The organism is Weizmannia sp. WK01 (assembly GCF_025905465.1).
Lineage (GTDB): Bacteria > Bacillota > Bacilli > Bacillales > Bacillaceae_C > Weizmannia > Weizmannia faecalis.
The window spans coordinates 3,551,588-3,563,199 of the sequence record NZ_CP109616.1 but is presented as its reverse complement, the minus strand read 5'-3'; the positions used below and the strand labels follow the sequence as shown (position 1 = coordinate 3,563,199).

The following is an 11,612-nucleotide window of genomic DNA, read 5'->3' as shown; positions in this document are numbered from 1 at the left end:
ATAAGCTTACTTGTTGGGTTAATGTACTTTGGCATCGCTTTTTCAGCCGTTAAGCTTATAACACTTACATTGCTTGTTTCGAATAGACTGTAGAAAAAGGAGTCCAACTTCAATATGGCAATCATCTTAAGGGTTATCGTTTTTTTAGTTTTCATTGCAACTATATGCTCATTTATTTTTACAGGGAATAGTAATACATCACACATTCTTTCCTATGTACTAATTGCAATATCACTAACTTATTTTATTAAATAGGGAAAGCGTGAAAAAAATGAATATGACAAATCCAATCAAGTTAGAATCTGTATCTAAAAAAATCGGTAAATTTCATGTAAATAATATTAGTTTTTCAGCATTTCCTAAAAATATAGTAGGAATTATTGGTGAAAATGGAGCTGGGAAAACAACACTTTTAAGGATTATTTCTCAAACAATTTCTTTGGATTCAGGAGAACTTTTGGTTCCTCCCAAGAATGAAATTGGTTTTCAATTTGACACTAATCATTTTCCCGAGGAATTATCTGCGAAAAATATTAATTTATTTATGCCATATATATTTAAATCATGGGATTCAAAAAAATTTAAGGATTATCTAGATAAATTTGAAATACCCGAAACTCAAAGCATTAAATATTTTTCGAAGGGAATGAAAACCAAAATGGGTATTGCTGTTACTCTATCCCACCATCCAAAATTATTATTACTTGATGAAGTTACTGGTGGATTAGACCCTTTAATGAGGGATACTGTGTTAACCATTATAAAGGAATATGTAAAGACAACCTCATCTATTGCAATTATGAGCACACACCTACTTGACGATATTATTAAAATTGCAGATAAGGTTATATTTTTACATAAAGGTTCTATGCTACTAGAAAAAGATGTTTCCGATATAAGTAATACAAATGAGTTGGAATCGGAATTGAAGAATATAATAGCAAGGAGGTGATCAATATGATAGGGGGATATTTAAAAGATATATTATTATTGGGAAAACACTGGTTTAAATTAAAGTTCGTAATATTATTTGTAGCGGCCTTAATTTTGGCAATAATATTTCTACGCCAAGACAGTGCTGTAATTTCAATATTTATAACTATGCTTTTTCTAAATAGTATTCAGTCACTATTTAATGATGATAATAAATCCGGCTTTTTAGACTTTCTAAATACAACAGGTGTATCTTTCAATAGGATAGTATTTGCACGTTATTTAACGGGTGTTTCGTTATGTCTTATCTCAAGCATTTTTTCTTTTTTAGTTAATTTAATTATATATGTCTTTTATAAAAATTTGCCTTTAAAATCTTACTTATTTATAGGGCTTTTAACCCTGTGTATTTCTTTAATGTATATGCTTATTTTAATTCCATTTATATACTTGTTCAATCAAAACGGATTAACTATTGCTGTCATATTGATAATTTTGATTGCTTTTATACTCTCCAAAGTTAATCATTCAGCCTTAAAGATTTCAAATTTTTTTCATCAATCTTCTAACCTAAAATTAGGTTTTTATTTTGTGCTTTGTGTTTTATTAACTGCTGGTATTTCTTATATAGTCTCCGTCATTATATGCAAAAAGCGCTTTTATAACTGAAAAAATGATAAAAATGAGGATTCCATAAATGTTATTATTTGAATTAAAAATTACCCTTAATCGAGGCGCTGGAAAATGAATGATCCCGTATTTTTGGCTTTCCTTCCAGGTTTTCAAATTCAATAAAAATAAAAAGGGCATTTTTCTTCAAAAAGGGCATACGTATCCTTCTTTTACAAAATGGGTGTTTTTTTTCAATGCCCTTTGTGAAAAGAAACAATCTTGTGCGGCGTTTTTAGTTTATGGGAGGAAACTGCTCCTGCTTCACGTCGCGTTCCGCAACGATGAATTTGCGCAATTCCGGACCAGCTTCTTCTAAAAGTGCATTCCCATCGTTGTTTTACCTATGTTTAATCTGGCAACTGGCCCAGGAAATTGCTGGTATGAATGCTTATTTTCGTAATTTCTGTTGCAACTTTTTGTCTATAAAATAGGCTGCGATAAAAATCGCCGGTATAAACAATAACTTTGGAATAGATATATTTGAAATCCCCGTTTTTTTAATATAGACAAAAACAAAAATGGCGATTAGTACCAGCGTGAACATGGCGGATTTCATTCTCCCACACCCCCATCCGTGTTATTTAAACTTTTTAACTGCCAATTTTCGCTATTTAATTCATGTGTGAAAGACAGGCTTGCTTCCTTTTCATGTGACACAATAACAAACGTTTTTTGCTTACTTTGTGTGATGATGTCAGATAAAACTTTTCTACTGGAAGTGTCCAAGGAATTAAACGGCTCATCCAATAAGACCAATTCTGAAGGGATCGATAAGTTAATGGATAAAAAGATTTTTTGCCGGGTCCCTAATGACAAATTTTTCACTTGCTCATTCTTATAGGCATCAACATCAAACTTTTTACAGTATTCATATACTTGTTTGCTGAATACAGGGCCGTAATGAAATAACAAATTGTAAAATTGAATATTTTGTTCCATTGTTAATTCTTCATAAAATACAGGAGAGTCTCCAACAAATACTCTACGCTTGCGAATGTCTGCAAAACTTAGCTTTTCACCAAAAAACCGCAACTCATAAGACAGATGAGGATCGTCTATAATATTTGCAATGATTTTCAGCAAAGTAGTCTTTCCTGAACCGTTTTTTCCATATAATCTTACAATACTGTTTTGATCTATCTCGATATTTACGTTATTAAATAACCTGGGTTGATTTTCATAACCATAAGTTAAATGCTTTATTGATATCCTTTCCATATCTATTTCACTTCCGTTCATACATGTGATATGTCCGCTTCAATCCATGCAGCAATTACCAATAAAATGGTTGCGAAAAGAAAAATCGATACTAACTTTATAATTTAAACTTTATATCTTAACTCTTGTTCACTTTTAGAATTCAATTTTAAAATGTTAATGCAACGCAGGCTTTCAAAGCCAATTGTTGCAAAAAGCAAAAATGCAATTACTTCTATAATCCCATGTGGGATTATTCCGGTTAATACAGGTTTGAGCCCATGGTTTCTTATAATTGCAAATGAGAAAGCACCTAAAAAAACCCCATTATACCCCAAATATATTATACTAATTACACCCAAACTAATCCAACCTAATACCATGATTTTAAGCCCCAATGTATAATTATGAAGAAACAGGTCAACAAATCTTTGCTCATTTTCGGTATACTTGAAACTTAAAAATTTTGATAAGAATGCTCCGGTTATAAAACTAATACAATAAACGGCTAAAGAAACAAAAAAGTATTTTTTATATGTGGTAATTATATTTTTCATAAATTCTTAAATCCCCGTGTTTAGTTATTTTTTGTTTTAATAAACCTATTGACAGGACTGTTTGATTTTTTTGTAATCCTTGTTGCTGTAAACTACTTGTCCAAAAAGAGTAAAGGCGATAGCCAAGAAGGGGCAGAGCCAATAAATCCCCGAGATAAATTTGAACATCGCTATTATGATCAACCCTAATATTGTAAATTGGGTTACAAGCTTAGATAATACATTATTCGCTGTAGCAATTAAAGAGAATCCATCGAATTCATTCAGCCTGTTAATTTTGGGAGGATTACTTTTGCTAAGTAATAAAACAAAAACGTCATAATTGGTTCTAAGTGAGTATAAAACATATTCGTTTTTTATTGCATAAAAAAATGGAATTAAAATCAAAAAAGATAGACTTTGTTGAAACGAAATAAACAAAGTTGCAATAAAGAACAAAAACAAATGACAAAATAAATATATATTGATCGTTCTTTTTAATAATTCATATTTTGAGAATAGAATACCATTCTTTTTTAACTCATATATTTTAAAAATTTCCATCATAGAACATTCTTGTTCAAGCTTAAAAATTTTTTTGTAGATAAAGCTTGTAGTGCTTATCGCTCCCTTCAGAATGATGTGGAGCTGAAAAAACATAAAAATAAGGGTAACGATGATATTATGAATATAAGGTGCCGAGGCCAATGAAATTCCTGTACTGACAGAAAGTTCTCCCGTGATAAACAGGTCAAAAGGATTGTTCAGTAATTCTTTTGAGTTTGCTTTTAAAGAATAGTAGTCAGCATAGGTATAATAGTGCTCCTTATTCAATGTTTTATATAAAAAACCAAAGAAGGGCGTTTGATAATAAACTTCCTTCGTATCTTTTGAGAAAGCAAAAATGATAATACTAATGATGAATAGCAATACCACGGTTAAAGTAGCCGTGAGAATATGCATATGGCTAACAAACAAGGCTGCATTTTTAAAAATGATAAACAAATTTGAGCTTAGAAGTATTTCTTTTGCTTGATTATTTAAATTTGTGATGGCTTTTAATTTATATCCATAAGTAGATATGTTACGTCTTGATTCATAAATGATTTGCATGAAGATGGAAGCAACGGTATAAACGAAGCAGCATAACAAAGCTTTTGTTGTCAGGTTTAGTACAATACGGAAACCTTTATGATAAGATAACGATTTTCCAAGTAAATGAATACAAAACAGGAGCAGTTCGAACAAAATCACAATCAATATGTACTTCGTTCCCATCCTGTGTAAATAAAAAAACACCCCAAACGGCACGATTTTGGTTAAACTTTGCACCATGCTAACCATCCAGTCGAGCAGTATAACCTTTTTCATTAAATTGTTATTCTTCCCGAGATACCTGCTAAAATGATAGACCAAGTACCTTTCATCTAACATTTTTCTTGTTGTCATAACAGCTTTCACTTGGTCGCCAACAGTCAGAATCAGAGCCACTCCAATAAGAATATTTTTATGGTCCGGTAAAAAGATCCTGTTAAAAATAGAAATTAAAAATACAGATATAAAGACTTCAAACAAAAAACTCAATAGAATGTATTTTTTAGTGCTCTTTATTTTCAGTACCTTTTTTATTAAAAAACCTCGGGTTGAGTATGTATTTATGATATATAGCATAACAAGCCTAAAAATCCCCATAAACATCACTCCACAATAAAAATCAATAAATGTTTTTTAACAGCCAGGACTGTAGATCCTGGCTGTTCCAGTTTTTACCAAGCAATAGCTCTTTTTTTGCCATATTCCTTAGCTAAATGTTTTACTTCTGCAATAAACGCTGTCCATCCCATATCGAGGATTGCATCAACGCCACCTGACATAACTACTGTGACGGCTCCTATTATAGATGCTATAGTACCAGCATGCAATACAGCTGTAACAACACCAGATGCTATTCCTGCAGAAACATGAAACTTAGATGCAACGTGGAATAATCCCATATTATATTCACCTCCCTTTTAAAAGTAGACCCTCGGGATTAGTTGCATTTTTAAAATTTAATATTTTTATTATTTTAATTTAACCCGAAGGGCCTATTTTAATAACTTTTATATAAATGTTATGCACATTTATATCATTTATTGCTTGGAAATTATCAATTTGTTCAAGTGTATGTTATTAAAATGTGTGTTTGTTGACAATAGACACATGTGTCCAGTTATACCTGAAAACAGAAGGATGGGTGATGAAGTAAAGCTTTTGGAAAAAGTGTCTGATAGATTTCAGCATATATCTTTAGTGATGCCGAAAAATTTTTCGTTGACAACAGTCAGTAATTTATTAAAATAAAAAGTATCGAAAGATTTTGTGATTGATTTGAATTTTTAATTGTTCGTTTTTTTAATTTGAAATGATAAGCTTGTAAATCAAAACTTGTAAATCAAAAATAGAATACTCAAATCATATGGGGTGGGAGCTGATGGTATATCAAGACAAACAATTTCAATCAGAGGAAATGTTTTTACAAAAAATCATAAATGCCGAAAATGTAGGGGTAGCAGTAAAAACTGCCAGATTAGAAAAGGGTTTGACGCAAAAGGATCTTGCAGGCAACATATTATCCGAAAAAACGGTTCATCGGATTGAAAAAGGTCAAGTACTACCCAGTCTGTTTACCTTTTTTTACATATTGAGCAGACTAGAATTATCAGCTGACAGTTTTTTGTCTCTCTTAAGTGATCTGTTTTTATAATTTTTGCAACTGTTAGTTTAATTGGCCTGGTTTAAAGACACGTCCCAGGATGGCTGAATATGAGCCATTTAACCTAATAAAAGCAGAAAAAAGCCGGCTTAAGGAACGCCGGCCCGGTCCGGTTTTATAGCAGGTGTTCAGGCCCCTCCTGGTTATCCGTGGCGATGACGACAACGCGCCCCTCGTCGAGTACTTTTTCATACTGTACGGCTTCCATCTCTGACAGTCCGAGCGACTGCATTTTCGAACGCAGTTCATCCCCACGCTCCCTGAACAGATTGCCGACCGAATCAATGACCCCTTGTTCTTCCATGCCGACCGATCCCGTTTCCGTTGCATCGGTTAAATCTTTTGACCGGTTTTTGTCATGCGAGAAAATATAAATATTGTCTTTCGAAAATCCTTCGTTTTCAAACTCTGTTATCTTATTCGTCGCTTCGAGCCCGTTTTCGACAACTTCTACTTTATGCATCTGTTTTCCTCCTTCCGAAAAATGGTGATGATTCTGTTTGACATTTATATAACCGCTTCCTGCTGTCCTTAAACAAAAAAAGTTTTACAGCCGCCGGACAGGGAAACTGTTAAAATTATAGTATAAGAAAGAAAGGGGCTGTAAATGGAATGAAGGACATTTTTAAAAATGATTGGGGCCCGCTTTTAAAGGAGGAATTCCAAAAACCATATTATTTAAAATTGAGGGAGTTCCTCAAAAAAGAATATGCAACAAAGCGGATCCATCCTGATATGTACGATATCTTTAATGCCTTCCACTATACGGCTTACCGGGATATTAAGGTTGTCCTCCTTGGCCAGGACCCTTATCACGGACCGGGCCAGGCACACGGGCTCAGTTTTTCAGTAAAGCCGGGGGTGGATATTCCTCCTTCGCTCCGGAATATTTTCAAAGAGCTGCATGACGACCTTGGATGCAGGATTCCGCAGCACGGGTGCCTGGTCAGCTGGGCGAAGCAGGGCGTGATGCTGTTAAACACCGTGTTGACTGTCAGGGAAGGGCAGGCCCATTCACACCAAGGAATGGGATGGGAAATTTTTACAGACGAAGTGATCCGGAAAATCAATGCGAAAGAAACACCTGTCATTTTTCTGTTATGGGGAAGGCCTGCGCAGAGCAAAAAAGCGCTGATCGACACCAACAAACATTTCGTTTTAACCGCTGCCCATCCAAGCCCGTTGTCCGCCCATCGCGGTTTTTTCGGGAGCCGCCCGTTTTCAAAAACCAATAATATTTTGCGCAAGTTGGGAGAAAAAGAAGTGGACTGGCAGCTACCGGAACAGGAAAAGATATAAAACGCATTCCATCGCGGAAATCCGACAATGTTCCACGTGAAACATGGCGATTTTTTTGCAAGGTATGACAGCGTTCCGCATTGTTCGGACAATTGGCCTCTGTTAAAATAAATGTAAGCAAACGACAAATGCGGGCCAGCAAAGGAAGGAAACATTGTCAGGACCGGCACCCTGCAGCCATGATGCGATCGGAAGTCATGAACCTAGCGATTACAAATTTCAGGTTGGACGCCTATGCTACAGGGAACGCATCACAGCAGCGGGATGAAAACAAATTTTCAGGCTATATAAAATGAATAAAATATCGCAGTTCTGTTGCCTTCGGAAAAAATGTCATCGTGCAAATGGAACGCGGGCTTGGGGAAAAACTTATATTCATTGCTCATACTTTTTTGCAGTAGGCAACAGATTTCATTTATTTTATATAGAAATTAAACAGAGGTGCGGAAATGGCCATTACAACGGAAATGCTTTTGGAAAAAATGGAGCAGGAATTGGCAAAGGCAAAACAGGCAATGCCGGCGGAACAATTCAGGGAGCATATCTATGCGGTAAAAGCTTTGTGTGAAGTTTTATTGGAAAGCGGAAAGGCGGTACAGCCAGAAGAGCCATTGCCTGCCAGTCCTTCTGTGCCGAAAACGGTGCTGAAACCGGAGCCGTTGAAAATGGAAGATGGTGCAAACGGAGACTCTATTTTTGATTTTTAATCGCAAACAATTGAAACAAGCGTCCACCAAAGCAGGCGTTCCTGTCTTCTCTGCAGTTTCTTATACGGTTTGTATACCTATCAGGGTATCTAGCTTTTTATCATGAACATTTATGTTGACTTGTTTTTAAGCTTCTACAGCGTTTTACATGAAAAAATGGGAGTGCATCGCATGAATATTTTTGTTTTTTTTGGAGCACTGAACGCGTGTATATCTGTTGCGCTCGGGGCTTTTGGGGCCCACGGGTTGAAAGGGATCATGGATCAGAAGTATCTGGATATTTGGGAGACCGGCGTCCGTTATGAAATGTACCATGCGCTCGGGTTGATTGCGATCGGCATTCTTTCCGGCATCCTCAAATCATCCGCACTGCTCAGCTGGTCAGGATGGTTGATGCTGATTGGCATCGTCCTTTTCTCCGGCAGCCTTTATGTTTTAAGCTTAACGAAAATCAGTGTGCTTGGTGCGATTACGCCAATCGGAGGCGTCGCGTTCCTTGCTTCCTGGATACTGCTTGCTATAGCGGCGGTAAAGTGGATGTAAGAAAAAACAGCCCGGTTTCGGAGCTGTTTTTTCTTTCGCTGATCACCGCGGCGGATAGGTTGCCAGCGGCTGACCGGCCTGCGTTGTGCTGCCATATGGGTATTCATATTCGATTTCTTCAGAGAAGACAACGTAATCAACATAGACCATCGGGATTAAATAACGCTGCCCGGTTTGCGGATCACTAAGGATGACATGGTCCCGTCCGGCAGCTTCAATAATGCCATTGAACACTTTAGCATTCCATTCCCGGTTGTTTTCAAACGTGGCGTACAGCGTGACCAGTTTTCCTTTATTCAGCCGCAAAATATTTTCAATATACGATTGTTCAAGCGGAAGCTGGCCGGGCAGGTTCTGTGAGGGTGCCTGCGCTTGCTGCCCCCCGGGAACCTGGTACGGCGGATAATATCCTCCGTAATAAGGCTGTGCGGACTGCCGGTAATAATAAGGATATCCGTATACGGGCGGTGTGTAATTGCCGTTTTCCAACTGATTTCCCCCTCCATTTTGCATATCGGTCTGCCCTGGTTTTTGTAAAATGCACAAAAAACAAGGGCATTCACTACATTTATGTGTATGCCGGCCGGAAACGGGTTATGCTTAAGATCTCTCGTGAAAAAATCCTTCCAGCAGGCTGGAAGGATTTTTCTTAACCAATATGCAAATAGGAGGTTAACCGTTCTTCGTCAAGCAGGCTGCCGACATAGAACGGGCCGAATTCTCCGTACCTTGCGCTGGCTTCGTCAAACCGCATTTCATAGACGATTTTTTTAAACTGCAGGGCATCATCGGATAATAAAGCCACACCCCATTCGTAGTCGTCAAGCCCGGTGGAACCGAGAATATATTGTTTTACCTTGCCGGCATATTTGCGGCCGATCAATCCGTGGCTTTTCATTAACTCCTTGCGTTCCTCCATTGGCAGCATGTACCAGTTGTCATTGCCTTCGCGCCGTTTATCCATCGGGTAGAAACAGAAGTATTTGGATTTCGGCAATGTCGGGTAGAGGCGCTCGCGGACACGCGGATTTTCATACGCAGACTCGTCCGCTTTCCCGCCGCGCACATAGTTGCTCAGTTCATTTACACCGATGTACGAATATGCCGGAATGGTAAAATCAGCAATCCTTAATTTATTAAAGGCTGTTTCAATTTCTTCGAGGTCTTCCAGGGCCGGCCGCATCGTCCATAAAACAAAGTCGGCTTTCTGGCCGGTGATGGTATATAAAGCATAAGCCCCTTCGTGTTTGCTTTGGATGGCATCCAGTTGCTGAAGAAATTGCCGGAATTCTTTCACCGTAGCATCCCTTTCCTCGGCAGGCAGCGCCTTCCAGCCCGCCCAGTCGAGAGAACGGAAATCATGCAGTGAGTACCAGCCGTCCAGTGTTTCTGCTGCTTCGCTCATTTTTTTCCCTCCAAATGTTTTTCTCTTCCCTTACTATAACACAGGTTAGAAAAGGGAAAAAATATTACGGCTACCGCGAAATTGTCTAAAAGAAGCCTTCTTTTGCCTTTGATTTTCCGGAAAAATGGATTATCCTTAAAATGGATACCGTAAACGAGGAGTGTTGAGCGTGAGTACATTTTTTGACGGGATAAAAGAAAAAGTGCGGGGACATAACAAAACGATTGTTTTTCCGGAAAGTTCGGATGAAAGGGTTTTAACAGCCGTCTCCCGGTTTGCAGCCGATGAAGTACTCCGGCCGGTTTTAATCGGGAACAAGGATAAAATTCAGGCAAAAGCCCAGGCCATCGGTGTTTCTGTCAAGGGCGTTACAGTGTATGACCCGGAAGACTATGCCGGTTTTGAAGAAATGGTGCAGGCTTTTGTGGAACGAAGAAAAGGCAAAGCGACGGAGGAAGATGCGCGCCAAATTTTAAAAGACGTCAATTATTTCGGCACCATGCTCGTCTATTTGAAAAAAGCGGACGGTCTGGTAAGCGGTGCCATCCATTCAACGGCAGATACAGTCCGGCCGGCATTGCAGATCATTAAAACAAAACCGGGCGTGAAAAAAGTTTCTGGCGTTTTCATTATGGTGAGGGGCGAAGAGAAATTTGTTTTCGCCGATTGTGCAATCAATATTTCACCGGACAGCCAAGACTTGGCGGAAACGGCCGTGGAGAGCGCGAAAACTGCCCGGACATTTGATATTGAACCGAGGATTGCGATGTTGAGCTTTTCAACAAAAGGTTCCGCCCATTCCGATGAGACGGAGAAAGTGGCGCAGGCAGTCCGATTGGCTAAAGAGCGCGATCCGGAGCTTGTCATGGACGGCGAGATGCAGTTTGATGCCGCGTATGTGCCGGCTGTGGCGCAAAAGAAAGCGCCGGATTCCGTGATTCAGGGGAATGCAACTGTGTTTATTTTTCCAAATCTGGATGCGGGGAATATCGGTTATAAAATGGCCCAGCGTCTTGGCGGTTTTGAAGCAGTCGGTCCGATTTTGCAAGGGCTGAATGCGCCTGTCAACGATTTGTCGCGCGGCTGCAATGCGGAAGATGTTTATCATTTGGCTTTGATTTCCGCAGCACAAAGTTTGTAAGGGAGTTGCCAGGCTTCCGGCTGTTGAATGGACAGCGGTGGGAGGAGAACTAAAAAAGAGGCTTATATAAGTTGAACAAACCAATATTATTTTTTCAGTGTTGCCAGAATCAATGTCTAACCTGATTGTAATGAATTTTGGACGCGAAAAACTTAAGTTCATTTTATTTAGGTTTTTTTCCTGGAAAGCAGCCTTCTTATCTCAACCCTATACTGAATCCCTTATATGTTTGAACCGGCTGAATCTGAACCGTGACAGCAGTCTTGTCGGTTGGTTGGACAGCATTTGTAGAAGGGCGTGTTGATTTTTTGGGAGGTGTCCGGCTGACAAATTACCGGTAATGTCTGCGTCTGGCTGCTTTGTGATTTTTTTAACAAAAACGAAAAAAGGGTGTACCGATGTGCAAAGAATGGGTACGAACGGA

Annotated in this window: 14 protein-coding genes; 7 read left to right on the top strand and 7 right to left on the bottom strand. The window is 38.4% G+C overall.

Annotated elements, in window-relative coordinates:
* The first annotated feature begins 271 nt into the window (after positions 1-271).
* Both OF158_RS16945 and OF158_RS16940 read left to right on the top strand, forming a co-directional pair.
* Positions 272-952 (top strand): ATP-binding cassette domain-containing protein, encoded by a 681-nt coding sequence (locus tag OF158_RS16945; protein ID WP_052042136.1) that lies wholly within the window; start codon positions 272-274, stop codon positions 950-952.
* A 5-nt stretch (positions 953-957) separates the two neighbouring features.
* Positions 958-1,602, top strand: a complete 645-nt coding sequence (locus tag OF158_RS16940) for an ABC-2 transporter permease (RefSeq protein ID WP_035183181.1) — start codon at positions 958-960, stop codon at positions 1,600-1,602.
* Positions 1,603-2,157: 555 nt separating this feature from the next.
* Here the strand turns inward: OF158_RS16940 and OF158_RS16935 are convergent.
* The 4 genes from OF158_RS16935 to OF158_RS16920 all read right to left on the bottom strand — a co-directional run bounded on the left by OF158_RS16935 (position 2,158) and on the right by OF158_RS16920 (position 5,332).
* Positions 2,158-2,823, bottom strand: coding sequence for an ATP-binding cassette domain-containing protein (locus OF158_RS16935; RefSeq protein WP_013860792.1), 666 nt, complete (start codon positions 2,821-2,823; stop codon positions 2,158-2,160).
* 104 nt (positions 2,824-2,927) lie between these two features.
* Positions 2,928-3,359, bottom strand: a complete 432-nt coding sequence (locus OF158_RS16930) for a stage II sporulation protein M (protein WP_225620929.1) — start codon at positions 3,357-3,359, stop codon at positions 2,928-2,930.
* Positions 3,360-3,404: 45 nt separating this feature from the next.
* Positions 3,405-5,030 (bottom strand): hypothetical protein, encoded by a 1,626-nt coding sequence (locus tag OF158_RS16925; protein ID WP_013860791.1) that lies wholly within the window; start codon positions 5,028-5,030, stop codon positions 3,405-3,407.
* 74 nt (positions 5,031-5,104) lie between these two features.
* Positions 5,105-5,332: an uberolysin/carnocyclin family circular bacteriocin gene (locus OF158_RS16920; protein WP_017550351.1), complete on the bottom strand. Its 228-nt coding sequence runs from the start codon at positions 5,330-5,332 to the stop codon at positions 5,105-5,107.
* 479 nt (positions 5,333-5,811) lie between these two features.
* On the opposite strand from OF158_RS16920, the gene OF158_RS16915 reads away from it, so the two are divergent.
* Positions 5,812-6,084 (top strand): helix-turn-helix domain-containing protein, encoded by a 273-nt coding sequence (locus tag OF158_RS16915; RefSeq protein WP_017550349.1) that lies wholly within the window; start codon positions 5,812-5,814, stop codon positions 6,082-6,084.
* 124 nt (positions 6,085-6,208) lie between these two features.
* Here OF158_RS16915 and OF158_RS16910 read toward each other — a convergent pair whose 3' ends face one another.
* The gene (locus tag OF158_RS16910) at positions 6,209-6,556 is read right to left on the bottom strand and encodes a YflT domain-containing protein (RefSeq protein WP_026684561.1); all 348 of its coding nucleotides are present in this window, start codon (positions 6,554-6,556) and stop codon (positions 6,209-6,211) included.
* Between the two features lie 149 nt (positions 6,557-6,705).
* Between OF158_RS16910 and OF158_RS16905 the strand changes: the two genes are divergently transcribed.
* The 3 genes from OF158_RS16905 (at position 6,706) to OF158_RS16895 (ending at position 8,642) form a co-directional block, all read left to right on the top strand.
* Positions 6,706-7,392, top strand: a complete 687-nt coding sequence (locus OF158_RS16905) for a uracil-DNA glycosylase (protein WP_026684560.1) — start codon at positions 6,706-6,708, stop codon at positions 7,390-7,392.
* Positions 7,393-7,841: 449 nt separating this feature from the next.
* A complete protein-coding gene (locus OF158_RS16900; RefSeq protein WP_014096710.1) occupies positions 7,842-8,099 on the top strand; it encodes a YwdI family protein in 258 nt (85 codons plus the stop codon).
* 171 nt (positions 8,100-8,270) lie between these two features.
* A complete protein-coding gene (locus tag OF158_RS16895) occupies positions 8,271-8,642 on the top strand; it encodes a DUF423 domain-containing protein (protein ID WP_014096711.1) in 372 nt (123 codons plus the stop codon).
* A 42-nt stretch (positions 8,643-8,684) separates the two neighbouring features.
* Here the strand turns inward: OF158_RS16895 and gerQ are convergent, their stop codons facing one another.
* Both gerQ and hemQ read right to left on the bottom strand, forming a co-directional pair.
* The gene (gerQ, locus tag OF158_RS16890; protein WP_014096712.1) at positions 8,685-9,131 is read right to left on the bottom strand and encodes a spore coat protein GerQ; all 447 of its coding nucleotides are present in this window, start codon (positions 9,129-9,131) and stop codon (positions 8,685-8,687) included.
* 160 nt (positions 9,132-9,291) lie between these two features.
* Complete coding sequence (gene hemQ, locus OF158_RS16885; protein ID WP_014096713.1) at positions 9,292-10,047, bottom strand: hydrogen peroxide-dependent heme synthase; 756 nt, start codon at positions 10,045-10,047, stop codon at positions 9,292-9,294.
* A gap of 169 nt (positions 10,048-10,216) precedes the next feature.
* On the opposite strand from hemQ, the gene pta reads away from it, so the two are divergent.
* Positions 10,217-11,188 (top strand): phosphate acetyltransferase, encoded by a 972-nt coding sequence (gene pta, locus OF158_RS16880; protein WP_035183186.1) that lies wholly within the window; start codon positions 10,217-10,219, stop codon positions 11,186-11,188.
* Positions 11,189-11,612 lie beyond the last annotated feature (424 nt).